The sequence below is a fragment of the Shouchella rhizosphaerae genome (genome assembly GCF_036700015.1).
GTDB lineage: Bacteria > Bacillota > Bacilli > Bacillales > Bacillaceae_D > Shouchella > Shouchella rhizosphaerae.
This window is the reverse complement of sequence record NZ_CP144921.1, coordinates 3643714-3668517: the sequence shown is the minus strand read 5'-3', so window position 1 is coordinate 3668517 and position 24804 is coordinate 3643714. Positions and strand designations below refer to the sequence as shown.

Genomic DNA, 24804 nt, shown 5'->3' with positions numbered 1-24804 from the left:
TCTTATAACGATTGCTGTTCCTGCCTTGACTGGTTGTGCTGCAGCGTTTACCATTAAAGAAGAGCGACAGCAGTCGAACAAATCTATTAAAAGAAGTGATTCCATGTTACATACATTAAAAGACCTTCCTCTTTCGGATAAAGACATTGCGCCACTCATCATTTCTGCCGATAAAGTGGCTCATGTACAAATGAACAACCCTTTGCAGCATGCCCTACTTGTGTTAATAAAATCAGGTTATACAGCCATTCCAGTTCTCGATGCCTCCTACCGCCTTCGTGGTTTAATCAGCAAATCGCTGATCCTAGATGCGATGCTTGGCGATGAAGATTTTGAACTTGAGAGGCTGTCTACATTAACAGTAAACAATGTGATGGCAAAAGATGTGCCGTGTATCCGACCGGATGCCCCATTTTCAAAAGCGCTTTCTTTATTGATCAACCATTCGTTTTTATGTGTCGTTGATGAAGAACAAGCGTTTTCTGGCATTTTGACAAGGCGCTCAACACTCGCCCTAATCAGCAAATACCTTCACCAACACTAATGGTGGCCATTTTATCAAGTGACGAAAACCGAAGTCGAATGCTATTGTGGTGATTCGACCTCGGTTTCCGTTAAAGCTTTGTTTTGAAAATAAGCGTGTATGTGTTTTTCACGAGCCTTAAACATAACGTTTAACCCTTTAGCGATTATACTGGCCGGCAGTTTAGCGCGAAAGGAAACTTCATCCACCATTAAAATAGTGTCCCCTTCCCTTTCAAACGAATGCTTATGACGCCAATACGAAAAAGGGAAAGGAGGATTCTCCGCTTCGTCGATAAAATAATGGCCTTTGCGCTCCTCAGTGATGACCGACTTCCATTTGATTTGAAAAGCGGCTAACATAATCACTGATTCTAAATCCTTCTCCCCTTTTTTACATACTCTCACTTTCGGTCGCTTGTGCACTTTTTCAATATTTGTCGCATCCGAAAAGAACGACCAAACTTGTTTCATCGTGGCATTGATACGAGTTCTGTACGTAAATACAAATGTATCCATTTTTGCTCACCTCATAAATACAACTGGATAATTAGCCCTTGCAGTTCTCCAATTTTGTTGAGCAAATCCAGTTCGCTCTTGCTTTGGTCAAAGACCGCGTTCGTCAGTTCCACAAGCCCTTTATCGATTTCTTTCACCAATTTGTACTGCCTCACTTGTCCACTCGCCGCACTTGACGCTGTTTCCACTTTTAATGATTCCAGCAAATGGCTTACACACTGCCTCACGCTTCGCTTAAATGCGTGCAGTTCTGCCGCAGTCCGATGTTTTGCCAAGCGCTCGCCATCTTTTTCTAACGTTTCGAGTATGGCATAAACCGTTTTCTCACTTTTATGCCCGGCAATCTCTTCAAACACACCTTGAAAGGAAGTGTGCGATTGTTGCGCTCGGATTTTGCTGATTGGTAAAGGTCTTTGTTGCTCACGGACTCTCTCAATATCTAGCATGTTGATCGCCACCTTTCTTTAAGTTTAGCACGAAGGGCACTGAAGGGAAACCGCCTGGAATCGGTTTGAAACTTGTTTAAAAATAAGTTATCATGATAATATAGTAGATTGCATGTATACCCTCTACTTATATCGGAGGTGGCGCAAAAATGGTGAACCCATTATTACAAACAAAACGGACCATGTACCAGCAAAATAAGCAGCGCATTATTGAATGTTTGTTTGCTTACTGGAGCCAGCACAATGCCTCTCCTGATTTGCGCACCCTATCTATGATGAGTGGCATAACGGAAGAAATGATTTTAGAAACGATGGAGTATAGTTAAATCGACACGTACAAAAAAGGCTGATTCAATGGATCAGCCTTTTTTCTGTGGAATTACTTCAACAGATTAACCCTATCTCCTTTTGACTGCTGTTACAAAAGGCTCCAAAAGACACGAAGTTGATGACATTCCCTTGTCATAGTGGAAGCAGCCACCACAGAAGACATTTCCTCTAACCTTGCTAGTCGCCTCCCCTCTCTGCGTTTTCTGCTTGATGGATCCTCACCAACCATCCATGAAAAAATAGGAGTAGAGATCAAGTCCATTCTCTACTCCCGTTCTTTTTTTATTTCATTTCCTAGCTGAGCGGGCAATTTCTACGACAAGTTTTGCTGTATTTTCAAGCGCTTCAATCGAAATTCGTTCGCTTGTTGTATGAATCCCTTCATAACCTACTGATAAGTTAATGGTCGGGATGCCGTATCCAGAAATGATGTTGGCATCACTGCCTCCCCCACTTGAAGTAGTCATAGGCGTCAACCCACATGCTTTAATTGCGCGAATTGCAGTCTGAACAACTTTTGTGTCCTCTGACTCCCGATAGCCAGGATAACTGTATGTCACTTGTACATCGCAACTTGTGCTCATTTCTAATGCGGCTTGTTCAAAAGCTTGTTTCATCGCTTCAACTTGCTGTTTTAGCTTCTCTTCTACAAGGGAACGGGCTTCGGCGGTGATCGTAACAACGTCGCAAACAATATTGGTTTGCGTACCGCCCTCAAAACGACCGATATTGGCTGTCGTGTCTGCGTCAATCCTTCCTAACGGCATTTTTGAAACAGCTTTGGAAGCAACTGCAATAGCTGATATTCCTTTTTCAGGTTCGACGCCAGCATGAGCCGTTTTGCCATATACTTTTGCAAAGATTTTTGCTTGCGAAGGCGCTGACGTGATCATGCCCCCTACTTCTCCGTCGCTATCAAGAGCATAGCCATAAGAAGCAGAAATCGCATCTTTGGCCAACGCTTTCGCACCAACTAAGCCAGCCTCTTCGCCTACAGTAATGACAAACTGAATTTGGCCATGTGGTTCTTTCGATGCTTGCAGAACACGAGTTGCTTCTAACATTGCCGCAATTCCCGCTTTATCGTCTGCTCCTAAAATGGTTGTCCCGTCCGTTTGAATATAGCCATTTTCTACAATTGGTTGAATCCCTTTTCCTGGGCCAACTGTATCCATATGGGCAATGAAATAAAGTGGATCAAATCCGCTGCTTGTTTCAGGCAACGTACAAATTAAATTCCCTGCGCCATGGCCCGTTCTTTCTTTTGCATCATCTTCGACTACGGCTAAGCCTAGTGATGTGAATTTTTCTTTTAAAACACTTGCCATTTTTTCTTCATGTTTTGTTTCAGAATCGATTTGCACAAGTTCCAAAAACTCTTCGACTACTCTTGAATACACGTCATCACTCCATCGCTGCTTTTCCATTTCCTTTTTACTATAGCTGATTTGCTAATTGATTTCACGTTTTTCCCTCACAAAGTTCAACGAGCAAACCGCCTGTACTGCTCGGATGAATAAAAGCAACCTTCCGTCCGAAGCTTCCGATAAGCGGCAACTCACTCGTCAAGCGGACGTGCTTTTCTTTCAACATTCCTATGGCCGTCTCTATATTAGCAACCGAAAAAGCAATGTGGTGAAAAGCAGGTCGATTGTTTTGTTTCGCTAGAAAGCGTTGCAACGATACGTTGCTAGGATGAGGTTCAATCAGTTCATACCCCACTCCCATCCCATTAATAAAAACAGCATTAACCTGATGGTGTGGCAGCCTTTCTTCATGGCTGGCAGTCGCTTGAAGCACTTGTTCAAACAAAGGAAGGCTGGTGTTTAAGGAAGGAACGGCGATAGCAATATGGTCAATTTGAAAATGGTCCATAAAAACACCCCTTGATTGCTTGTGTTTTCTTCGGGTAAACTAAAAAGTAGTTGATTTGGGGAGGAATGGAGATGCCGCGTAAATTCCAGCGCTTGATAGTGTATATCATGATTGCAACCTTAGTTATTGGCACGATTCTAACAGGAGCAGCAGGACTCGGCTTTTTCTAAGAAACAGTGCGCGAGAAGCGCACTGTTTTAATTTATTAGCCCCGCTTCCTTCGCAATCGCTTGGAAGGAGCGATGTTCGTTGACAATGAATATTTTGCTGCCGATGTCGATTTTTTGGTAAAGTCGTTCAATTGTCGGATTTGCGAGGCGAATACAGCCTGCAGAGGCGCTATAACCGATTGAGCCTGGTCGGTTAGTACCATGTAGCCCATATGTCCGGCCTGCCGTGCCTAAGGCATCAAAACCGATCCATCTGCTTCCTAATGGATTACGAGCATCTCCACCGGGAATATTTTTTTTGCGGTAATAGGGCTGTTCTACTTTCACTAAAACCGTAAACTGTCCAAGGGGCGTTTCATCCCCTTTTTTCCCAGTGGCGACAGGATGAATTTCTGCAATATGGTTGGCTTCAATTAACGCGAGCGTATTGGTACGGACATTGACGATGACACTCGCTTTTTCAACCTCCCAATCCGTGTCACCAGGCATTTGCAAGGGCTGTAGCGACATAACTAAAAAAATACACAAAAAAGACCATTTCACTTCATACGCCTCTCCTTTTACGGATCTTTCCATTAGGCTTTGCGAAATGGTCTTTTTTTATCCTGCTTGTTGCTCCAAAGCGCATCTTTCACTTGTAAATATTGTTCAAATTCATTCATCACATACAAAAGTGATGACCTTGTTTCAAACTCCTCCCGCGTAGCCGGCAATGGCATAGCGCGAAAGGCTGCTTTTAGTTCTTCGAGCCGCAGCATAAAATAAGGGACAGAATTAGTCGGACTGACGGCAGCGCTCAATTCGCTTAAAAAATCGGCAATTGGCTCGCTTTGCGTTACTGCTCCCTCAAGGCTAGCTAAGTGGGGCATGATCCGTTCAATGATTTCCAATTGCTTTTCGCGCATGGCAAAGTAGTGATAATAATGGTCTTCTTCCCGCAACAAGTGGTTCTCCATTGCCTGAAGTGCGATTGTCTTGCTTTCTTTTAACAAATGGTCTGCTTCGGAAATTTCTTTGCCATCCCAGTCGCTCTCCCCTTCTCGAATAAAGGCAGCCAATTCCTGCAAAATAACAGCCAGTTTTTGCTCAAATTCAATCCGATAGCGGCGAAGCACATTGTCTTTAGATGGCATGTATAAGTTCATAAGCAGCGCTGTGCCAATACCAATCACTATTAGCTGAAGTTCGTTCAAGAAAAACGCGAATGTCGCCTGCTTTTGCGTGTAAAGGTGCATGACAATAACAGAACTGGTGACTATGCCTTGCGCCGACTTTGCAACGAGGACAACAGGAATGAACAATAAAATAAACAGACCAACAATGATTGGTTTGTAGCCCAATGTTTCAAACATGACCGCACTCATAACAATGCCGATCATACAGGCAACAAAACGTGCCCAAGAAACCAATAGTGAGTTTTTCCTCGTAACCGAAATACATAAAATTGTAATGATTGCTGCAGAACTGGCATAATCCAATTTCAATGCTTCAGCCATGCTTAAAGCAATCACGACACCAACAGCAGTCTTTAACGTGCGATAACCAATTTTAAATGGCATTTGATCCCTTTTTTCTCCAGTCGTTATGGTTGTAGTGTACCACGGAAACGGACGAAAATCGACTGGGGAATGCCCAACTTGCGGGATCTATTCTCCTTTTCCTTTGTTTTGCGTTAACACGACAACGATGTTCTTATGCTTGCAATAATGGTTAACGATTGAGCACGCTTTATCCATAGGTTAACATCGCCGCTTTTTCGCGTACCATTGAGCCAGCCTTGTTTTTCGTTGTCATTGGCAAGATGACTTTCACATTCGTTCCCCTTTTATCTTTCGACTCAATATCAATCAAGCCGCCATGCGTTTCAACGACGCGGTAACAAATCATTAAGCCAAGGCCTGTTCCTTTTTCTTTTGTCGAATAAAAGGGCTGGCCTATATAATTGAGTCTCTCCGCGGGCATTCCAGAACCAAAGTCTGTTATTTCCACACAAACATTCGGGCCTTCCGCATACATAGTAATATGCACAGGCGAATGTTTCACACTAGCATCAATCGCATTTTCAAGCAAATTGTAAAACAATAGAAAAAGCTCTTTTCTTGACCCCAATACGGTTGCTTCCTCGCTGATGTTTAGCTTAATAGGGTGACCGTCGGTAAGCCGCTTCACTTTGTTCTTTTTTAAGAGCGACTGCAAAAAGGCTGCCATTTGAATCGATTCGTTTTCACGGGCAGGAGGTTCTTCAGCTAACAGCACATAGTCATTAATAATGTTTTCAATTCGCTCCAACTCTATATTCATGATGTTGATCTGGCTTTCCCTCAACTCGCCAACTTCCGAATAGAGTTGGATAAATCCTTTTATCGTTGTCAGTGGATTGCGGAGTTCGTGAGCCACCCCCGCCGATAAGCGAGAGACAACTTCCATTGCTTCTTTTCGTTTGTGCGCTTGTTTAAAAGGTTGCTTTAATACGGACGCATAAAGACGTTTTTTGCCCAACTGAAATGGTTTCCCGGCACATACGATGTCTTCTTCGGAAATAAGCTGTTTAAGTCGTTTCCCGTGCAAATAGCCGATCGGTTTTCCTAAACACTCATGGGCAGCTCGATTCGCAAATAAAATGGTTGCCCTATCGTGAACGAAGTAGCAATCTTCTGATAAATCCAACAAACCGAACAGCTCCTCTATCTCCATTGCGATCTTCCTTGATTCCCTTGTTGACAAGCGCCAGCTCCTACTAAAATTGAGATAAAACCATTTTCATTCATTGATTTCATTTTTAAAACCCACTTTCTGGACTTATCGTTTTCTTTTTCTCTCCTTTTACAAAACTTCCGCTTGGAACCTCCCTTATTTTGAAATCAAGAGACAGCAATCTACAAAAACATTCGTGAATTGCCAAAATGAATCCTTCTTCATTCTTTCTTTTTCGATCAAGAAATTTTGACAAGAACAACAAAAAGCCGACATCGCCATGTCGACTGGTTGCCATCTTTCTGCTCTTCTGCTATTTTGGGTTAACCAAATCACCCTACATTCGATAAAGCAAGTGTAGAAAAAGCAGCATACCAAAGGCGCTCTCTTTAGATATACCCTCACCCGCTCAATGGATGCACGGCACTAAGTAGTTATCCTAGCACAGCTTATGGAAATGGAATGCTGCTGATAAGATACCCAGCTTGTGGGTATGGTATACTAAAGAAACACGCTTTAAGGAGGAGTGCAGGTTGGCAAAACTAGAAAAAGCAACATTTGCAGGCGGTTGTTTTTGGTGTATGGTGAAACCATTTGACTCCTATGATGGGATTGAAACGGTCACATCAGGCTATACTGGTGGGCATACGATAAACCCGACATACAAAGAAGTATGCAGTGAAACAACCGGCCATTTTGAAGCGGTACAAATCGTTTATGATGCTGCTGTTTTTCCATACAGCAAACTTCTGGAGATTTTCTGGAAACAAATCGACCCAACTGATCCTGGTGGCCAGTTCCATGACCGTGGGGATTCCTACCGGACAGCTATTTTCTACCATAACGAAACACAAAAGAAAGAAGCGGAACATTCAAAAGAACAGCTAGAACAGAGTGGCAAATTTAGCAAGCCTATCGCTACGCTCATATTGCCTGCAAAGCCTTTTTATCCTGCAGAAGGCTATCACCAAGATTATTACAAAAAAAACCCGTTCCATTATCAAATGTATCGCCGCGGCTCAGGGCGTGAAGCGTTTATTCAAAAGCATTGGGGAGGAGAAACGACATGACCAAGCCACAAAAAGACGAATTAAAAAAGAAATTGACGCCAATTCAATATTTCGTAACTCAAGAAAACGGCACGGAACCGCCTTTTCAAAATGAATATTATGAAACAGAAGAGGAAGGCATCTATGTAGACGTTGTTTCAGGTAAACCGCTTTTTTCGTCAAAGGATAAATATGACGCAGGCTGCGGCTGGCCAAGCTTCACCAAACCGATTGATGAAGCAGAAATCATCGAAAAAGAAGACAGGAGCCATTTTATGGTCCGTACAGAAGTACGAAGTAAAAATGCTGACTCCCATTTGGGGCATGTCTTTCCAGATGGCCCAGGGCCAAATGGACTTCGTTACTGCATCAACTCTGCCGCACTGCGGTTTATTCCTAAAGCAAAACTCAAAGAAGCGGGCTACGGCGCCTACGAAAAACTATTTGACTAAAGTCTGAAGCAGAGGAAAAATTCCTCTGCTGTTTTCATTAAGTTTTCCCGGTAATTCTGGTATGATAGATTTGGAGTTTGTAATTCATTTCGATCATAAAAAAGGGTGATGAAAAATGGAAACGCGTACAGAAAGAGATACAATCGGCGAAATCGAAGTGCCAGCAGACCGTTTTTGGGGTGCACAAACACAGCGTAGCCTGGAAAACTTTAAAATTGGCACCGAAAAAATTCCTTTTGAAGTGGTTCTTGCCTTCGCCCACTTGAAGAAAGCTGCAGCCATTGTCAATGGGCGCTTAAAAGGACTCGATTCTCGCAAAGTTGAAGCGATTACATATGCAGCCGATAAAGTTATTGAGGGCGGACTCGAAGATCATTTCCCTTTAGTTGTCTGGCAAACAGGCAGCGGCACGCAGTCTAACATGAATATGAATGAAGTGCTTGCCTACTTAGCGAACCAATACTTGGATGAAAATGGACATCATGATGTTCGTGTCCATCCAAACGACGATGTCAACCACTCACAAAGTTCAAACGATACATTTCCAACTGCAATGCATGTCGCTACTGTCGTTTTTGCGGAAGAAAACCTCCTGCCAGCGATTCGTGCCTTCAAAGACACACTTGCTGAAAAAGAAGAGGCCTTTGCGGATGTTGTGAAAATTGGCCGTACACACTTGCAAGATGCGACTCCGCTCACATTTGGGCAAGAAATTAGCGGTTGGAAACATATGCTGCAAACATGCGAAACACTGGTTAGCGAAGCACTTGAACATGTACGTTCTCTTACGATCGGCGGAACCGCTGTTGGCACTGGCTTAAACGCGCCAATTGGTTTTAGCAAAGAAGTTTCTGCTCAACTTACAAACCAAACAGGCGTTGCTTTTAAAGCATCAGAAAACTTTTTTCATGGCTTGACAAGCCATGACGAGCTTGTCCATTTTCATGGCGCACTGAAAGCACTGGCTGCCGATGCGTTTAAAATTGCAAACGACATTCGCTTGCTTGCAAGTGGGCCACGTTGTGGCATTGGCGAAGTGTTGATTCCGGCCAATGAACCAGGAAGCTCGATTATGCCTGGCAAAGTCAATCCGACACAAAGTGAAGCGTTAACGATGGTAGCCGCCCAAGTTATGGGGAACGATGCAGCAGTCGGCTTTGCTGCTAGCCAAGGCCATTTTCAGCTAAATGTATTTAAACCAGTCATTATTTACAACGTCCTTCAATCGATGCGCCTTCTTGCAGACGGGCTCAACAACTTCCGCCACAAATGTTTAGTTGGCTTAAAAGCAGATGAAGAAAAAATGACGCAATTGCTAAATGAATCCCTTATGCTTGTAACTGCTCTAAACCCGCACATCGGCTACGAAAATGCCGCGAAAATTGCGAAAAAAGCACATGCTGAAAACACAACACTTAAAGAAGCTGCTATTGAGTCAGGGTTGCTGACTGAAGAGCAATTTGATGAATATGTAGTACCAAAGGAAATGATTGCTCCAAAATAAACAAAAAAGCAGGCATGTTCGCCTGCTTTTTTTATTGGAAGAGCGGACTCAAGGAGGCTGAATCAAACTGTGCGGGCTCTTCTTTAAACAAGAAAATAGTTATTTCTTTTCTTGGCGAATGGCTTTAAAACGCGTTGCTTCAAAAAGTTCTTCCCGATCAACGCTAAATAATTTTGCAATTAGCTTCGCGATTTCAGCGCTGACTTGGCGCTTGCCTGATTCAATTTGCGACAAATACCCCGCTGAAATCCCTACCTCTTTTGCTACTTCCTCAAGGCTATAGCCTTTTTTGGTTCGCAAAATTCGAATGCTACTTTCACTCATCGTTCTTCCTCCTTGAGTTCTTCAATAAAACACATCATTACCTATTTTACTACGCAATCAGCAATTCCTTCAATTCATTTCGCGTATTACTTCTTTATTTTACAGATTGCAAAGTATAATGGAACAAGCTTCAATGAAAGGAGAATGGACGGCATGTTTGCATCACGATTAAAAGAATGCCGCATTAAAAAACAGTTGACAATGAAAGAACTGGGCCAAGCGTTAAATATGGCACAATCTACAATTTCAGGTTATGAGAATGGCACAAGAAAACCTGACTTAGACAATTTGGCCCGCCTTGCCGACTACTTTAATGTTAGCACTGATTATTTGGTAGGCCGACTGGACTCAAACGATTCCTTTATACTCCATTCTGATCAGCTCACTAGCGATGAAAAATTGTTTCTAGCAGATTGCTTGCAGCTATACAGAAAACATTGTGCAACAAACAAGGTATAAACGAATTTACATGACTTCATCATACGTGTAACGGACCACATACTTATTGGATCGTAGTTTTTTAACTTCAACTAAAGGGCCAATTTCATATCCATTCTGCCAATTATCCTCCAATTTCGCTTTTACGCAACCAGCTTGAAATTTGGAACGGAAAATTTCTTTATAATAAACCCAGTGGGGTTTTCGACGTTTGATCATTTTACTCCTCCATTCGTCACATGCGTCATCCTTTTTAGGTTGTCCATTTTTTTCTATTTTATCATAGACAGACGCTTGACTAGACGAAATTAACTGGCTTTGACAAAAGTATGTTAAACTAAGCTAAAGCCCGTTAAGAAAGGACGTTGCATCATGGCAGGTTTAAATGGACAGTTATCTGAGCTGAAAATTGAAAGTACATATTTGGCGGAGATGATTCCTATATCGATCTATAAACCGCCCCATTATACACCATTAAAATCGTACAGACTCCTGATTTGCCAAGATGGCCAAGACTATTTCCGCTTAGGGCGCATTCCGCGCCAAGCGGAGGCATTAATGGAAGAAGGAGATATTGAGGAAGCGGTTATTGTAGGCGTCCCTTACCCCTCTGTGCCTACTAGAAGAAAGTGGTACCACCCAGAAGGAGAAGACGCCAAAAACTATCGACGCTTTCTCGCATGTGAGCTACTCCCTTTTCTCGAACAAGAAATGTCGACAGAACCACTTCCAGAAGCACGCATACTTGCGGGGGATTCCCTTGCTGCAACCGTGTCGTTGCAAACGGCGCTTGAATATCCAAACATTTTCGGAAAAGTGGTGCTCCATTCTCCCTTTGTTTCTGAGCCAGTACTTGAACAAGTAAATCAGTTTTCTAACAGCCACTCGTTAACCATCTACCATGTTATTGGGCTAGAGGAGACAGAAGTGACTTTAACAAACGGGGATGTAGCTGATTTTTTGACGCCTAACCGCAAATTAAATAAACTGCTTGAACAAGGCCCATTTTCATATACGTACCATGAGTTCCAAGGCAATCATACGTGGACATATTGGCAAAAGGATTTGCCTCGGGCGCTTCAAACCGTGTTGCCGCTTGCTTAGCTCACAAGAGAAAGTATGCGATCATATTTCACTGCACAAGCAAAACCGTTGTGATATCATCTAAAAATCGAGGGGGGTTTTTTACTTGAATTACAGCATTGTCATGTTCCCATCCAAACCGTTCCAAGACACGGCTAACGGCTATAGGCGGCGTTATGATGCCCATTACGCAAACATACCGCCACATATCACCTTAAAAGAACGGTTTTCAATTGCCGAGGAGGAACGATCTAAAATCATCAAGGCATTACGGACCATTGGGCAAACCCATAAACCAATTGCGATTGATGTTTATAAAGTCGACACGTTTTACCCGCAGTCAACAACCATTTATTATAAAATTAAAGAAAACGATCGTTTGCTTGCTCTTTATGAAGCGCTACACCGCGATCCGTTTCCACGCAAACGGGCGCATCCTGTATTTGTTCCCCACATTACCATTGCCCAGGGACTGCCCCAATCAGAGCATGCTGATATCGTTGGTCAATTGAAAATGATCGATGTTTCCCATCAAGAAACAATTGATCGCTTTCAATTGCTCAAACAACTTGACAATGGTTCATGGGCCGTTTACGAGACATTTTTGCTAGAAGGAGATTAAGAGGAAATGACTTATTGGACGAAAGTAGCCACTAGTGAGCAAGAACACTCGGACTGCGCCAGTGTGCGGCATCATGTATTCATTGAAGAGCAAGGCGTCTCCCCTTCGATTGAACGGGATCAGCATGACGAGTCCGCTACACACATCATCATGTACGACGAAAAAACACCGATTGGTACAGGGCGTGTCCGCTTATTGGCTCATAACGAGGCGAAAATTGAACGGGTTTGTGTGGTCAAAGAAAAGCGCCGGTCAGGGGCAGGGAAACAATTAATGACAGCGCTTGAGGAAGCGAGCGCGAGAATGGGAGCAAAAGCAGCAAAGCTCAATGCCCAAACACACGCGAGCTATTTTTATGAAAAGCTTGGTTATACAGTAACTTCCCCTGAATTTATCGATGCTGGCATCCCCCATGTCACGATGAGCAAACCTCTTACGAGTAAATCTGGCTTAATAGCTGACTGATAGCTGGAGATAGAGTCTCCAGCTATTGTTCTATTCGCTTCTCTTGCACAGATTTACGTTTTCCGTCCATCGTTAAAGGCTGATCGCGGCGGTCGTCAATGCGAATCGACGTTGCCGTCCTCAAGGCTCCTTGTTCAAACGGCGCTTCATGGATTTTCTGGATCACTTCAAACAACACAGGCAGCTCTGCCTCAATCAACGTGCTCATAGGCGTAAGCTCGTAACGGATTTGCTTTTCTTTCTCATAGTGGTCAAGCACTTGTTGGATATATGCTACATAAGCGCTAACGCTTGTCGAGGAAGTACCAATTGGAATGATCGATACGTCTGCAATTGCCATTCCCTTGTTCTCCTTTCGCGGAAGCCTCCGCTTTTTTATGTTTTCTGGAAAAGCCACATAGCCTAACTGTTGATAGGCGGAAATCGCGCACTGAAGATGGTTCTCGTCAGGCTCTTTCGTTGTCACATGAAGTTGCAACCAGTAAGAAAGAACTAAAACGCTCTTTTCAAGCCCTTTTAGCCACGGCTTGCGATGAAAAAGTTGATAAAGGGCCACGACAGCCAGAGCCGCATAAGAAGAAACCATTAGCGCTTGTTGAAATGGCGTGAACAAAGAAAGGCTTCCACTTAGAAGGAAGACACTTAAAAAATAAACGACAACTAGCCCGGTGGAACAACCACGATTGCGAATATCCGCTCTTTTTATCGCCTGTAACCGTTCTGTACAAATGCGCCCTTTTGCACTAAACACTTTATGTTCTGCGCCATGGTACTTTTTTAACGGCTCAGGAAATAGAAAATGCCCGGCAAACAATAAATAAAAGAACGTATAAACAGGCAATCCATTCCAGCTGGTTGGAATGATTTTGGGCACAATAATCAAACACAGCAGAGCGATAATGAGTGCGACAAATCGAAATGGCATTGTTTTTACAATCAGTTTGCCAGCTTGTAAATAGGCTTGCATTCCGGCAGGCTTTGCCCATGAATGCAGCTTGCCCTGTTCATCATAGTAAGCACAAGCCAAAAAGCCTGCCCCGCTGTAAAAAATCCCCGCATTAAACGACATGCCGCTAATTCGCAAGCAACTCACCTAATTCCACCGTTTTTACCCAATGCTGAACATTTTTGGCGCTACCAAAAGCAGGTGCTTCAAAAGTGGCGTCTTCCATCGTCAATGCTTCATGGTTCGTCCACGTATGTAGGACAGAAATGGTGATGTTGTCCGCAGAAGCAGGCAATGGTTGGACAATTGTGCCCTTCGTGCCAATGCTTTGATGTTCTGCCATTTCCGTCGGATATGCAAAAATGATACCGTTATCGACACGCTCGCCTATATAGCGATGTTGTTCTTCCGTATCAAGGACTGCCTCGCCAACTTCCACTTCGTCTGCCCCAGTAAACGCAATGCCAATATAGTCGGTTCCATACATGCCTTCTGCTGGCATTTGCGGCCAGCTCCATTCAAGTAACAATGTACCGTCTTCTCCTCGTTCAGCTACCAGTTCAATTTCAGCTTTCAGCTGTTCATTTGTCATCGTTTCTTCTTGATTCAAGTAATAAATACCGCTCAAAGCGATCGCGATCATTAAAATGACTGGCAATATTAATACGACTATATGCTTTCTCAATTGCAACCCCCTTCTTGGCCAAGGCGGCGATAAGCAGCATGATCCGTCGGGCCGATTCCGGCTCCTAATGGGATTCCTTCCGAAATCGCGGCCGTCACATATGCTTTCGCTTTTTTAGCTGCTTCGATTGGCTTGGCCCCTTTTGCGAGTTCTGCTGCTATCGCTGAAGCAAACGTACAACCAGTCCCGTGAGTATGCTTTCTGTCTAGCCGTTTTGCCTTTAACTCAAAGAAAGCTTGGCCATCGTAGCATAAATCAATGGCTTCCCCTTGTCGCAAATGGCCGCCTTTCAAAATGACTAGCTTAGGCCCCATTTTATGCAATTGTACCGCGGCTGCTTTCATTTCAGCAACGGTTTTACATTCTGGTTTATTAAGAAGCATGGCCGTTTCAGGCAAATTAGGCGTAAAAACAGTCGCAAGTGGCAAAAGCTTCTGTACAAGTACCTGTTGGCCTTCTGCCGAAAGAAGCGCTGTTCCACTTGTCGAGGCCATGACGGGATCAACGACAATGTTAGCTACTCGATACGTATTTGCCAATTCAGCCACCGTTGTGACAATGTCTGCATTGACCAACATGCCTGTCTTGATGACATGCACTCCGATATCACTTAATACTGCTTCGATTTGGTCCCGTACGAGTGAAGCGTCAAGTCCTTGCCACGATTGTACGCCAGTTGTATTTTGGGCTGTAATAGCAGTAATGGCAGTAGCAGCATAAACGCCAAGCTCTTGACACGTTTTTATGTCTGCTTGAATGCCAGCACCGCCGCTGGAATCAGAACCAGCAACGGAGAGGACTGTTGGAATGGGCATTCGTACGCCTCCTTCTCTGACTACGAAAAACGGTCTGGATCAAAAAGGGCGATTGGTACAGGCGGCTTCTGCCCAGCCAACTGCGCACTCGCCACTTTTGCCGTAATCGCGCTTAATAAAATGCCGTTCCGGTAATGGCCACAAGCCATAAAAACGCGGGGATGGTTGCGAAGAAAACCGATAAGCGGATAACCGTCTTGTGTCGCCGGCCTTAAGCCAGCCCATTTATGAAACGGCGTGAGTTCAGCTAAAAAGGGCACTATCTTATGGTTCCAATTTGTTAGACGGCGAATGCCCTTGTCGGTAATTTCTGTTTGAAAGCCAGCAATATCTTCTGAAGCGCCATTAACAAGTGTGCCATTTGCTTTTGGGACAAGATACCCTTGGCTTGTGTACAAAATGTGGCGAATACGGCCTGGTTCAATGTTATAAGCACAAATTTGCCCTCTTATTGGGTAAATGGGCAAGTTCAAGCCAAGCTGGCTTTCTAGCTCTTTCGCCCATGCACCTGTCGCCACAACGAGCTGGTCTGCTGTGAAACGCTGCCCTGAAGCGCTCTGTAGCTCGATGTGGGGCTCTGTTTTTACGAGCGAAACGTGTTTGAGCTGCTCATAAATGTGGACGCCGCGATTTCTGCAAGCCTGTTGCAACGCCTTTACATAATCAGGCGCATAGACATGAGCTTCTTCTGGGTAGTGGATCGCACCAATTATGTCTTCGGCAAGCTCAGGCTCTTTTTTCTTTAACTCTTCGCGTGTCAATACGTCGACTTTGGCCCCAAATTCCTCTTGCCATGCTTTTCTAGTGGCAAGTGACAACAAATCAGCTTCATGATACACACAATGAAGACTCCCTGATTCTGTAAATTCAAACGTCATGCCTGACTCTTGTTTTACGGATGCTTGCCATTCTTTAAAAGCGCGCAAACTTGCTAAACAAAGGCGAAAGAAATCATCTGGATCCTCGCTAATTTCTGAGTACGGGGCAAGCATGCCTGCAGCTGCACCAGATGCCTGCCCGCCGCATGTGTTTATTTCTAGGACAGAAACGGTCTTGCCGTCCATTGCTAACTGAAAAGCAACAGACAGCCCGATAACGCCGCCTCCTAAAACAATTGTATGCTCCATTTTGACTACCCCTTACTGTGACTGGACAATAAATGGTCAAGCTGGCTGCTTGCTGTCGCATAGCGCTTCATCGGAATGCGCCCTGCTTCGTAGGACAGCAAACCGGCTTCAATCGCTTGCTTCATTGCCAGCGCCATCTTTACTGGATCCTTTGCTTTAGCTACTGCCGTATTCATTAATACTCCATCTGCCCCTAATTCCATTGCCTTGGCAACATCGCTTGCAGAACCGAGACCAGCATCCACAATAATCGGTACAGAAGCTTCCTCGACAATGACGCCAAGGTTATACGGGTTTAATATGCCAAGGCCTGTGCCAATTGGAGAAGCCCCAGGCATAACTGCGGCTGCGCCGACTTCCTCAAGTTTTTTGCAAAGAATTGGGTCATCTGATGTATACGGCAATACAGTGAAGCCTTCTTTCGCTAAAGCTTCTGTCGCTTTTAATGTCTCGACCGGATCAGGCAATAGCGTTTTTTCAGATACGCTAATTTCGACTTTGATCCAATCGCTCAGCCCAGCCGCTCGGGCCAAACGAGCAATACGGATTGCCTCTTCCGCATTGTTCGCTCCTGATGTATTTGGCAAGTATTGAAAAGTACGCCCTTCTAAATGCTGTAAAATTGCATCCTCATCAGGATGTTCTAGGTTAATACGGCGAATGGCAAATGTTAAAACCTCCGCTCCGGAGGCTTTAATGGTTTCATTTTGAACAACCGGGTTTGGATAACGGCCTGTCCCAATGAAAAACCGCGATGAGAGCGTTTTTCCGCCAATGACAAGTGGTACTTTTTTCATGTTTATCCTCCCCCTACGAAATGGACTAGCTCGATTTTCATTCCTTCACTCAAAGAAGTGGCCTCCCAGTCAACACGGTCAATAATCGTCCCGTTGACTTCCGCCACCACTAGTTGGCTCGCTAAGCCAAATTCAGAAACTAGTTCGCTCAGCGTTGTGCTTTCTGAAATTCGTTCTTCACCATTTACGACTAATCTCATTGACTTGCCTCCTCCATCGCGGCAAGCAACGCTTGACTAGCTGCTTTTACGTCACGGGCAGCAACAATTTCGGTTATAACGCAAATGGCTTCAGCACCCGCTTCGATCACTTCACGGACATTATGGCGTTTGATGCCGCCAATGGCCACAAATGGAATCGTCACATGTTCCTTTACTTCGCGAATATAAGCCGTTGTAACTGGGTCTACTACATCCGCTTTGCTGTTTGTTGGAAAAATCGGACCGACGCCAATATAATCGGCTCCGTTCTTTTCAGCTTCAAGCGCTTCCTCTAACTTGTGGGTAGAAACGCCAATGATTTTGTCTGGTCCCAGCAATTTTCTTACTTCTGGAAGGGGTAAATCATCTTGTCCAACATGGACACCGCTTGCGTCGACGGCAAGGGCGACATCGATATGGTCATTGACAATAAACGGAATTCCATAATCAGCTGCAAGCTTTTTTAGCCTACGGGCTTTTTCCAACACAGCCTTTTTGCTGCTCGTTTTATCACGAAGCTGAATAATGTCAACCCCACCTTGGATAGCTTCTTCCATCACTTCTACGACATCGCGTCCAGGATGGAATTCTTCTCCTGTGATCGCGTAAAGTCGAAAAGGCTTCATGTTGTTCCCTCCTTTTGCAAAATAAAAAGGCCAAAGCGAGGAGCTTCGGCCACATGCAAGCATGTCATTCAATCACTGCAAACCGACTTCCCTCCGCTGGCATCACCCAGATCAGGTTATTAGGGTAAAAGAAATACGTTCTTATTCTCAGCCTAACTTCATTAGGCACCCCTAGTCTTTCTATATCATTATCGCATACATTGATCCATTTGCAAAAGCAAAAGTCGCTCTTTCGTTGTTATAACGGCAAAAAACGGGAGCCCGCGATACCGGGTTTTGTCATTTCTTTTGGATCAAGAATTTCATTCAATTCTTCCTCTGAAAGGATGCCCCGTTCAAGACAAATTTCCCGGACCGGCCGCCCTGTTTCAATTGCTTCTTTAGCTACACGAGTAGCTACTTCATAGCCGACATGGGGATTGATTGCCGTTACAATACCGACGCTATGTTCTACAAGTTCCCGGCATCGCTCCACGTTAGCGGTAATGCCGGCAATTGCGTAATCTTTAAAGACGCGCATACCGTTTTGTAGCACCGTTAATGATTGCAATAAATTAAAAACGAGTACAGGTTCCATCACGTTTAGTTCAAGTTGGCCCGCTTCTGAAGCAAGGCTGATCGTATGGTCATTGCCGATAACTTGAAAAGAAAGCTGGTTAATGACTTCACACATAACCGGATTTACTTTTCCAGGCATGATCGATGAACCCGGCTGTCGCGGCGGCAAATTGATTTCATTCAATCCGGTCCGCGGGCCCGAGCTCATTAAACGTAAGTCATTTGCGATTTTCGATAAATTAATAGCTAAAATTTTTAACGAACTAGAAAGCTCTGTATAGGCATCTGTATTTTGGGTGGCATCGACAAGATCCTCCGCCGTTTTCAACGGCAGCTCAGTCAAGTCAGCCAAATGTTTTGCAACTTTTTCAATGTATTCCGGTTTGGCGTTCAAACCCGTTCCTACAGCGGTTGCACCCATATTGATGTCGTGGAGGTGGTCTGCCGAACGGCTTACCCGTTTTAGATCACGGGCTAGCACTCTGCGGTACGAGCCAAATTCCTGCCCTAGTCGAATAGGGACTGCATCTTGCAAGTGGGTCCGCCCCATTTTTAGGACGCTGTCAAATTCTTCGGCTTTCGCTTCCATTTCGTTGATCAATTTCTGCAATTCTTCCGTCAAGCCCTTTGTCATATTTAAAGCGGCAATATGAATCGCCGTCGGAAATGAATCATTGGTAGACTGGGCCATGTTGACGTGTGTGTTGGGACTGACTTTTAAATAATCGCCTTTTTCGCCGCCAAGAATTTCAATCGCCCGGTTAGCAATGACTTCATTGGCATTCATATTAAACGACGTGCCGGCGCCTCCTTGGATCGAATCGACAATAAAATGATCATTCAAACGCCCTTCAATTACTTCATCGCTTGCCTTAATAATCGCTTCAGCAATGTGGGGGCGCAGTACACCGACATCCCGGTTTGCAAGGGCAGCCGCTTTTTTCACATAGCCGAAAGCGCGAATAAGTTCAGGGTGGGGCGGATAGCCGGTAATCGGAAAATTATCCTTTGCCCGCAGCGATTGGATGCCATAATAAGCATGTTTCGGTACTTGTTTTTCTCCTAGTAAGTCTCGTTCAACCCGGTACTCCATTTCATGCGACTCCTTTTACTCATTCACTTTTTCCTAACATCTCTTCTTCCTGTGTTGCTTTTGCCTGAATAGCAAGCCAAACAGCACCGTAAATCCCAGCGTCATTGCCTAAATGAGCCAATTTAATCTCAGCACTCTCAGAAACACGGGGCAACGCAAATTGCTTAAATACGAGGCGAAGCGGAGCAAGCAAGCTTTCTTTCGCTTTAGAAACACCACCGCCAATAATGATTTTGCTTGGATTGAGCGCATTAGCCAGGTTCGCTATTGCAAAACCAAGGTGAAAGGTTGCTTCACTTACCACATCTTTAGCAAGTGCATCGCCAGCTTTAGCAGCATCGAAAATATCTTTTGTCGTTAACGCCCCTTCTTCAAAGCGATGCAAAGCGCTGTCCTTATTTGTTGTTAACTTTTCCTTGGCCATCCGTAAAATGCCCGTTGCCGAAGATACCGTTTCCAGGCAGCCTGTTTTGCCGCAATTGCACGGTGCCCCACCTTCAGGGATAACTGTTATGTGGCCAATTTCGCCGCCCATTCCACTTGACCCGTGGAGAATTTGCCCTCTTGTAATAATGCCACCGCCGACACCTGTACCAAGTGTGATAAACAACTCTTCTTCAGCGCCATCTCCTGCGCCGCGCCATTTCTCTCCAAGTGCTGCCAAATTAGCGTCATTGTCGACGCGGACAACCACTCCAAGGACGCGTTCAAGCTCTTCCCTTAGTGGATAGTTTCGCCAGCCGATATTGACGGCATGGTGAATAAAACCAGTTTTCATTTCAATGAATCCTGGTGCACCTACTCCAGCCCCTAACAAGGTTGCATGTTGCGGCAGCCGGCTTTGAATGCTTGCGGCGATTTGATCGACAATATGTTTGCCGTTTTCGCTCACGTCTGTGGGAATCTCCCATTTATCTTTTAACTCGCCTGTTTCCGTAAGAAACGCCAACTTTACGGTCGTACCGCCAATGTCAATTCCTGCATAGTAGTCCTCAGTCATTCGCTCTCTCCCCCATTTTTGCAGCCCGCTGTTCACGTTTTAATACAAGCATTGCTTGTTGGAATTCGCCACGTTCGATTAGGCCAAGTCGATGAAGTTCCTCCATTTCCATTTGCATCAACTGCATGTCTGCATCCAAATCCCTTGTATAAATGAAAGCGCCATATTGCTTTAACAACTGCTTAACTTCGAAAAGCGTTTTCATTGACTCACCTCTAGCTTATTATATCAGTTTCAGTACTGCAATAAAAAGAAATGAGATGAGAGGCAAGAATGCCGCAATGTAAACATTTCGTAGCCATCCCAATATCGTATTATACAGCAATATGCCTAAAAAAACGCTTCCTGTAAACAAAATTGCCATTCCTAATGTAAAAAACGTGCCGAACCCTGCCGTTCCCCATTGTACGCCCATCAAGAAAAACAGAATAGCAGCAATGAACCCGACTGGACTTACACGAGGACGGTAACCGCAAGTAGGATGATACGAACGGAACAAAGCGATGATAAACAAAAACGAGCACATGGCGATTACAATGTCCAAAAACCGCAAGCCAAGCCAATTCGGGCCAATCAGCGCAAGAAACATGCCGACATAAGCAAAAAAGAAAAAGCTAATGCTAAACACGGATAGCCCTAAAATAGGCGGGACAAATTTCATCGTGGCGACGATCCCGCCAATTGCGGCGCCCAACACAAACACAAAGGCGGCCACCATAAATGCAAACCCCATGTGATCAACCCCTCATGAAAATTGTTAAACAATTGTACTACTATAGCTTATGTGCTTGGTTGAAAAATAAGGACATGAATGCCATGATGGAGATATAAAGAAGGAGTGGGAAAATGGGAAGAGATGTAAACGACCTATTAGAAAAAGCAATTTACGGAAATCCAGAAACAAAACCAGCGGAACGCCGTTTGTTTTTGACGACCATCTTTGAAAGGGTCTATATTGCTTTAACGAAAAAGCAAGTCCAGGCTGCCCCGGTTTACAGGGAAGTTGAACAAACGATGGCTAAGGCTAACAACCTCCATCTGTTTTTAAATGGCAACCTGGCTTATAGCGATTATGCAGCTTACATTAAAATAGCGGTTAGCCAGAACGTTCCATACACCGTTGTGAACCCGCCAACGCCGACACCCTTTGCCCTTGTTTTAGCTGACAAAAGCCAGCCAGTGCAAAAAGCAGACCGTTTTATAAAAGATGATTTGTACGAAATAGACATGGCTGCTGATTGAAACCCCGATTTGCTAACGGTCCGGATCTTGGGGATGAATAATGACTGGCCTGCGGTTTTTTACAGGCATTGGCACTCGAAACACGACGTCCCGTAATGCTTTTGCATTAAAAGGAATAAATGGCCACATATAAGGAACATCCATCCCCTTTAAACGGACAAGCATCACTAACCAAATGGTCGAGGCAATCATAAGCCCTGGCAACTGAAAGGCGGCAGTAGCCACCAACAAAAGTACACGCATAAATCGGTTGGCAAGGGAAAGTTCATAACTAGGTGTTGCAAACGTACCGACAGCGGCAATCGCTAAGTAGAGGATCACTTCTGGGGAAAAGACACCGACTTGTATGGCAATATCGCCAATCAATAAGGCAGCTACAAGCCCGAGCGCTTCTGCAACTGCATTCGGTGTATGAATCGACGCCATCCGCAACATTTCAATCCCTGCTTCTGCGATGACAAACTGGACAAACAGTGGCAAGCTCCCTTTTTCTTCTGTACCGATAAAGGCCAAACTATCTGGCAACAAAAATGGATTTGTCGCGAATAAATACCATAACGGCAGCAAGAAGATCGACGAAAAAACAGCGGCGAATCTGACTAGCCGCAGCATTGCGCCTATGATTGGTTTTTGACGGTACTCCTCTGCATGTTGAAGCAAGTGCCAGAAAGTAGTAGGTGTAATCATAACACTTGGCGACCCATCGACAAGAATAAGGACATGGCCCTCAAATAAATGGGTGGCACACACGTCTGGCCGTTCTGAATAACGCACAAGTGGGTACGGATTGCTGCTTTCTTTAAAGATAAATTCTTCAATTGATTTATCTGCCATTGGTACACCATCGGTGTCAATTGCATCAAGGGCAGCGGTCATTTGCTCGACGTAACGCTTATCAGCAATATCGCCAATATACATTAAGGCTATATCTGTTTTAGAGCGTCGCCCAACTTGCTTGAACACAACGCGGAGCGTCCGGTCACGAACTCTTCTGCGGATGAGAGCTGCGTTCATAACAAGTGTTTCGACAAGCCCGTCTCTAGAACCACGAACAACTTGCTCTGTATCCGGCTCCTCCGGGCTTCGAACAGGGTACTCCCTCGTGTCAATCAGCAGGCAATAGTCAAGGCCCTCGACGAGCAAAGCTGCTGGCCCAGCCAACACTTGCTCTACGACTTGGTTCAAGTCTCTTTCGGTTTCAACTTCTGCATAAGGAATCCGGCTTTGTAGTAAGGCATCATATCGGTCTTGCAATTCCTCTTCAGTCGTGTGGGAAAGTTCCCGTTGAATTTGTGTCAGCGCAATGTCTTTGGCAAAACCATCAACTAAAAAAAGCGCCATCCGTTTGTTTGCATGCCGCATTTCCAAACAAATCAAATCAAAGTTGTCTTCAACCGCCAATTCCTTTTTCAAAAAGGCAAGCCCTTTTTCATAAGAAGTCAACTTTTGCTGTTTTTGGCCAGGCATTCTTGTCACCCTTTCAATCGTCCAGTCCTTTTACATAGCTTGGCTTTCCTTTCCAAAAATATGTGAGTCACCGTCAGGAAAAGCGAACAACAAAAAAAGCCAGTTCCACTACTCAACTGGCTGCTTGACAGCACACTGACTTCCTAATACGTGCTAGTGCTGTTGCTGTTCAATTTCTTCCTGCACTTCTCGATAACGATCGATTTCTACATCTGGATGCTCGTCTTGCTCCCCTTGTTTAATTGCCTCTTCCACCGCGTGTTGAGCTTGCTCAATTTCCCCTTGCTGCCAATAAATAAGGGCCAGATTAAACCACGCTTGATGGAAGTGGCGATTTTCAGAAGTGACAAACTCCAGCTTCTCCTGTGCGGCCTTATCTTTGCCGTCTTGCATATCCAAATAGGCTTGCAAAAACAGCAGCTCTACATGCTCACTATCTTGTTCAAGCCCTTCTGCTACAAGAGGCCGTGCTTCCTCCCAATTCCCTTGCTGAAACAGGCGATTTGCTTCTAGCGCGGCCATATCTGGGTTGACTGTCCCTGCGGCCGACTGATAGCCAAAAAACAGCAAACTAGCTGCCAGGACGATATAACCTGCCAATGCAGATAATGACCATAGCACATTTGTTTTTCTTGTTTCCTTTGGCATACGTACAGCTGCAGCTGCCAAAAAACCACCGACTAAGCCGCCGCCGTGGGCGCCAATGTCAATTCCAGGAACAATAAAACCAAGGAAAAAGTTAATGATCAAGAGCACGATCACACTGCGGCCCAGTGTGCGAAAAAACAAAGAAGGCTGTTTAATGCCGAAATAAAGCAAAGCGCCAAAACAACCAAATAAAGCCCCTGACGCCCCTGCTGACAAAGAGTCGGTGAAGGCAAAGCTAACGGCAGATCCAAATAAGCCAGCCATGAAATAAATGACCAAAAACCGTATCGAACCAAAAAGTTGCTCCACTGCACTGCCTAAAAAGTAAAGCGCCATGCCATTCATAAACAAATGAAAAAAGCCAATGTGCAAAAACATCGCTGAAAATAGACGCCACCATTCCCCTTCTACAATGAGCGGATTGTATTTTGCGCCAAAGTCAATTAACGTCTCAATGTTGGTGCTTCCTCCATTTGCTTCAAGGACGCTAAACATAATCAATATCGAAATTAACAGCGCATAGATCACGCGAGGTTTTCCAAAAAACAACGTTTGCCGTTCTTTTGTCTGGCGGCCAACGCTCGTGCGTTTTACGTTTTCGTGAATCCGCAAAATCTCCTGCTCCATCGCCTCATGAGAATCCAAAGCCTCAAACGGTGGCAGTCCGTCATTCCCTAATGTTTGTTCAGTAATCTCGTTGTATGTATCCGTATCTGTATGCAAGGCAATGTTGCGGATTTTTCCTTTTCGGTTACCGATCGTAAAAGGTTCCATCGTTTCTTCCCATGAGTCAACAGGAGGCAAGCTCATCACATAGACGTTTTCTCCTTGAATTTCCCAAACGCCAAGCTGTTTATAAATCGTGTTGAATTGCTGCTTGGCATGGCCGATATCCCGTTTCAGGCGATTCGCCCAATCGACTTCAGAGAGCACAATGCGAATCACACGCCGCGGTTTCACGGTATCGTCTTCTAGCCATACTTGCGTATTGTATAGCGCAAGGACGCGGAACTGTTTCTTTAGTGCATAATGCTCCACGATCTTCCAGAAAAAATAGCGGTGTACAACCGTATCCAAGCCTAATTCCTCCTTATTACTGCCAGTTCT

At 44.7% G+C, this 24804-nt stretch carries 33 protein-coding genes, 1 pseudogene and 1 riboswitch; of the genes and pseudogenes, 11 read left to right on the top strand and 23 right to left on the bottom strand.

The features are described 5' to 3' along the window. Window positions 1-103: 103 nt before the first annotated feature. Window positions 104-544 (top strand): cyclic-di-AMP-binding protein CbpB, encoded by a 441-nt coding sequence (gene cbpB, locus V5G21_RS18225; RefSeq protein ID WP_011246599.1) that lies wholly within the window; start codon window positions 104-106, stop codon window positions 542-544. A 41-nt stretch (window positions 545-585) separates the two neighbouring features. Here cbpB and V5G21_RS18220 read toward each other — a convergent pair whose 3' ends face one another. Together V5G21_RS18220 and V5G21_RS18215 are read right to left on the bottom strand one after the other, a co-directional pair. Next, window positions 586-1041 carry an SRPBCC family protein gene (locus tag V5G21_RS18220; RefSeq protein WP_011246598.1) on the bottom strand — a complete coding sequence of 152 codons (456 nt, stop codon included), beginning with the start codon at window positions 1039-1041 and terminating at the stop codon, window positions 586-588. Between the two features lie 11 nt (window positions 1042-1052). Beyond that, window positions 1053-1487, bottom strand: a complete 435-nt coding sequence (locus V5G21_RS18215; RefSeq protein ID WP_011246597.1) for a YaaR family protein — start codon at window positions 1485-1487, stop codon at window positions 1053-1055. A gap of 149 nt (window positions 1488-1636) precedes the next feature. Between V5G21_RS18215 and V5G21_RS18210 the strand changes: the two genes are divergently transcribed. Next, window positions 1637-1813 (top strand): hypothetical protein, encoded by a 177-nt coding sequence (locus V5G21_RS18210; RefSeq protein ID WP_156323104.1) that lies wholly within the window; start codon window positions 1637-1639, stop codon window positions 1811-1813. Between the two features lie 291 nt (window positions 1814-2104). Here the strand turns inward: V5G21_RS18210 and V5G21_RS18205 are convergent, their stop codons facing one another. Both V5G21_RS18205 and V5G21_RS18200 read right to left on the bottom strand, forming a co-directional pair. Then, the gene (locus V5G21_RS18205) at window positions 2105-3244 is read right to left on the bottom strand and encodes a M20/M25/M40 family metallo-hydrolase (RefSeq protein ID WP_063609077.1); all 1140 of its coding nucleotides are present in this window, start codon (window positions 3242-3244) and stop codon (window positions 2105-2107) included. A gap of 34 nt (window positions 3245-3278) precedes the next feature. Continuing rightward, entirely contained in the window at window positions 3279-3692 is a 414-nt protein-coding gene (locus tag V5G21_RS18200; RefSeq protein WP_073304035.1) for a VOC family protein, read from the bottom strand. Between the two features lie 71 nt (window positions 3693-3763). Here V5G21_RS18200 and prli42 point away from each other — a divergent pair, with 71 nt between their 5' ends. After that, window positions 3764-3862, top strand: a complete 99-nt coding sequence (prli42, locus tag V5G21_RS18195) for a stressosome-associated protein Prli42 (RefSeq protein WP_152024044.1) — start codon at window positions 3764-3766, stop codon at window positions 3860-3862. Between the two features lie 27 nt (window positions 3863-3889). Here prli42 and V5G21_RS18190 read toward each other — a convergent pair whose 3' ends face one another. The 3 genes from V5G21_RS18190 to V5G21_RS18180 all read right to left on the bottom strand — a co-directional run bounded on the left by V5G21_RS18190 (window position 3890) and on the right by V5G21_RS18180 (window position 6556). Beyond that, the gene (locus V5G21_RS18190; protein ID WP_011246594.1) at window positions 3890-4405 is read right to left on the bottom strand and encodes a L,D-transpeptidase; all 516 of its coding nucleotides are present in this window, start codon (window positions 4403-4405) and stop codon (window positions 3890-3892) included. 32 nt (window positions 4406-4437) lie between these two features. Next, on the bottom strand, window positions 4438-5421 hold the full coding sequence (locus V5G21_RS18185) for an aromatic acid exporter family protein (RefSeq protein ID WP_063609079.1): 984 nt from the start codon (window positions 5419-5421) through the stop codon (window positions 4438-4440). 169 nt (window positions 5422-5590) lie between these two features. Beyond that, on the bottom strand, window positions 5591-6556 hold the full coding sequence (locus V5G21_RS18180; RefSeq protein WP_011246592.1) for a sensor histidine kinase: 966 nt from the start codon (window positions 6554-6556) through the stop codon (window positions 5591-5593). A 533-nt stretch (window positions 6557-7089) separates the two neighbouring features. Here V5G21_RS18180 and msrA point away from each other — a divergent pair. The 3 genes from msrA to fumC all read left to right on the top strand — a co-directional run bounded on the left by msrA (window position 7090) and on the right by fumC (window position 9561). Continuing rightward, window positions 7090-7626, top strand: coding sequence for a peptide-methionine (S)-S-oxide reductase MsrA (gene msrA, locus V5G21_RS18175; protein WP_041823778.1), 537 nt, complete (start codon window positions 7090-7092; stop codon window positions 7624-7626). After that, the gene (msrB, locus tag V5G21_RS18170; protein ID WP_011246590.1) at window positions 7623-8057 is read left to right on the top strand and encodes a peptide-methionine (R)-S-oxide reductase MsrB; all 435 of its coding nucleotides are present in this window, start codon (window positions 7623-7625) and stop codon (window positions 8055-8057) included. The genes msrA and msrB overlap by 4 nt, the downstream gene beginning before the upstream one ends. Window positions 8058-8172: 115 nt before the next feature. Beyond that, window positions 8173-9561 carry a class II fumarate hydratase gene (fumC, locus tag V5G21_RS18165; RefSeq protein ID WP_011246589.1) on the top strand — a complete coding sequence of 463 codons (1389 nt, stop codon included), beginning with the start codon at window positions 8173-8175 and terminating at the stop codon, window positions 9559-9561. A gap of 99 nt (window positions 9562-9660) precedes the next feature. Here fumC and V5G21_RS18160 read toward each other — a convergent pair whose 3' ends face one another. Further along, on the bottom strand, window positions 9661-9885 hold the full coding sequence (locus V5G21_RS18160) for a helix-turn-helix domain-containing protein (RefSeq protein ID WP_011246588.1): 225 nt from the start codon (window positions 9883-9885) through the stop codon (window positions 9661-9663). 153 nt (window positions 9886-10038) lie between these two features. Here V5G21_RS18160 and V5G21_RS18155 point away from each other — a divergent pair, with 153 nt between their 5' ends. Beyond that, window positions 10039-10344 (top strand): helix-turn-helix domain-containing protein, encoded by a 306-nt coding sequence (locus V5G21_RS18155; RefSeq protein ID WP_011246587.1) that lies wholly within the window; start codon window positions 10039-10041, stop codon window positions 10342-10344. Between the two features lie 6 nt (window positions 10345-10350). Here V5G21_RS18155 and V5G21_RS18150 read toward each other — a convergent pair whose 3' ends face one another. Beyond that, window positions 10351-10542 carry a hypothetical protein gene (locus V5G21_RS18150; protein ID WP_011246586.1) on the bottom strand — a complete coding sequence of 64 codons (192 nt, stop codon included), beginning with the start codon at window positions 10540-10542 and terminating at the stop codon, window positions 10351-10353. 153 nt (window positions 10543-10695) lie between these two features. On the opposite strand from V5G21_RS18150, the gene V5G21_RS18145 reads away from it, so the two are divergent. The 3 genes from V5G21_RS18145 to V5G21_RS18135 all read left to right on the top strand — a co-directional run bounded on the left by V5G21_RS18145 (window position 10696) and on the right by V5G21_RS18135 (window position 12493). Then, on the top strand, window positions 10696-11427 hold the full coding sequence (locus V5G21_RS18145; protein WP_011246585.1) for an alpha/beta hydrolase: 732 nt from the start codon (window positions 10696-10698) through the stop codon (window positions 11425-11427). Between the two features lie 85 nt (window positions 11428-11512). Beyond that, complete coding sequence (locus tag V5G21_RS18140; protein WP_011246584.1) at window positions 11513-12028, top strand: YjcG family protein; 516 nt, start codon at window positions 11513-11515, stop codon at window positions 12026-12028. A gap of 6 nt (window positions 12029-12034) precedes the next feature. Beyond that, entirely contained in the window at window positions 12035-12493 is a 459-nt protein-coding gene (locus tag V5G21_RS18135) for a GNAT family N-acetyltransferase (protein ID WP_011246583.1), read from the top strand. A 22-nt stretch (window positions 12494-12515) separates the two neighbouring features. Here V5G21_RS18135 and V5G21_RS18130 read toward each other — a convergent pair whose 3' ends face one another. The 12 genes and pseudogenes from V5G21_RS18130 to V5G21_RS18075 form a co-directional block, all read right to left on the bottom strand. After that, entirely contained in the window at window positions 12516-12833 is a 318-nt protein-coding gene (locus V5G21_RS18130; RefSeq protein ID WP_041824573.1) for an MTH1187 family thiamine-binding protein, read from the bottom strand. Window positions 12834-12959: 126 nt separating this feature from the next. Then, window positions 12960-13418: pseudogene (locus V5G21_RS18125) on the bottom strand (DUF1385 domain-containing protein); the annotation flags it as partial. Window positions 13419-13566: 148 nt separating this feature from the next. Then, window positions 13567-14124, bottom strand: a complete 558-nt coding sequence (locus V5G21_RS18120; RefSeq protein ID WP_011246581.1) for a hypothetical protein — start codon at window positions 14122-14124, stop codon at window positions 13567-13569. Continuing rightward, window positions 14121-14939 (bottom strand): bifunctional hydroxymethylpyrimidine kinase/phosphomethylpyrimidine kinase, encoded by an 819-nt coding sequence (gene thiD / locus V5G21_RS18115; RefSeq protein WP_011246580.1) that lies wholly within the window; start codon window positions 14937-14939, stop codon window positions 14121-14123. The genes V5G21_RS18120 and thiD overlap by 4 nt, the downstream gene beginning before the upstream one ends. Window positions 14940-14959: 20 nt before the next feature. Continuing rightward, entirely contained in the window at window positions 14960-16066 is a 1107-nt protein-coding gene (thiO, locus tag V5G21_RS18110) for a glycine oxidase ThiO (RefSeq protein WP_011246579.1), read from the bottom strand. A 5-nt stretch (window positions 16067-16071) separates the two neighbouring features. Further along, complete coding sequence (locus V5G21_RS18105; RefSeq protein ID WP_011246578.1) at window positions 16072-16863, bottom strand: thiazole synthase; 792 nt, start codon at window positions 16861-16863, stop codon at window positions 16072-16074. Window positions 16864-16865: 2 nt separating this feature from the next. Beyond that, the gene (gene thiS / locus V5G21_RS18100; RefSeq protein ID WP_011246577.1) at window positions 16866-17063 is read right to left on the bottom strand and encodes a sulfur carrier protein ThiS; all 198 of its coding nucleotides are present in this window, start codon (window positions 17061-17063) and stop codon (window positions 16866-16868) included. Then, a complete protein-coding gene (gene thiE, locus V5G21_RS18095) occupies window positions 17060-17689 on the bottom strand; it encodes a thiamine phosphate synthase (protein WP_011246576.1) in 630 nt (209 codons plus the stop codon). The genes thiS and thiE overlap by 4 nt, the downstream gene beginning before the upstream one ends. Before the next feature lie 71 nt (window positions 17690-17760). Further along, window positions 17761-17872, bottom strand: a riboswitch (TPP riboswitch). A gap of 55 nt (window positions 17873-17927) precedes the next feature. Then, window positions 17928-19340: an aspartate ammonia-lyase gene (aspA, locus tag V5G21_RS18090; RefSeq protein ID WP_011246575.1), complete on the bottom strand. Its 1413-nt coding sequence runs from the start codon at window positions 19338-19340 to the stop codon at window positions 17928-17930. Window positions 19341-19359: 19 nt separating this feature from the next. Then, window positions 19360-20340 carry an ROK family glucokinase gene (locus V5G21_RS18085; RefSeq protein WP_011246574.1) on the bottom strand — a complete coding sequence of 327 codons (981 nt, stop codon included), beginning with the start codon at window positions 20338-20340 and terminating at the stop codon, window positions 19360-19362. Beyond that, window positions 20333-20545: a YqgQ family protein gene (locus V5G21_RS18080; RefSeq protein WP_011246573.1), complete on the bottom strand. Its 213-nt coding sequence runs from the start codon at window positions 20543-20545 to the stop codon at window positions 20333-20335. The genes V5G21_RS18085 and V5G21_RS18080 overlap by 8 nt, the downstream gene beginning before the upstream one ends. 18 nt (window positions 20546-20563) lie before the next feature. Beyond that, on the bottom strand, window positions 20564-21073 hold the full coding sequence (locus tag V5G21_RS18075; protein WP_011246572.1) for a hypothetical protein: 510 nt from the start codon (window positions 21071-21073) through the stop codon (window positions 20564-20566). A gap of 113 nt (window positions 21074-21186) precedes the next feature. On the opposite strand from V5G21_RS18075, the gene V5G21_RS18070 reads away from it, so the two are divergent. After that, window positions 21187-21582 carry a YueI family protein gene (locus V5G21_RS18070; protein WP_011246571.1) on the top strand — a complete coding sequence of 132 codons (396 nt, stop codon included), beginning with the start codon at window positions 21187-21189 and terminating at the stop codon, window positions 21580-21582. Between the two features lie 12 nt (window positions 21583-21594). Here V5G21_RS18070 and V5G21_RS18065 read toward each other — a convergent pair whose 3' ends face one another. Together V5G21_RS18065 and V5G21_RS18060 are read right to left on the bottom strand one after the other, a co-directional pair. Continuing rightward, window positions 21595-23049, bottom strand: a complete 1455-nt coding sequence (locus V5G21_RS18065) for a spore germination protein (protein WP_011246570.1) — start codon at window positions 23047-23049, stop codon at window positions 21595-21597. Between the two features lie 153 nt (window positions 23050-23202). Continuing rightward, entirely contained in the window at window positions 23203-24774 is a 1572-nt protein-coding gene (locus tag V5G21_RS18060; protein WP_011246569.1) for a rhomboid family protein, read from the bottom strand. Window positions 24775-24804 lie beyond the last annotated feature (30 nt).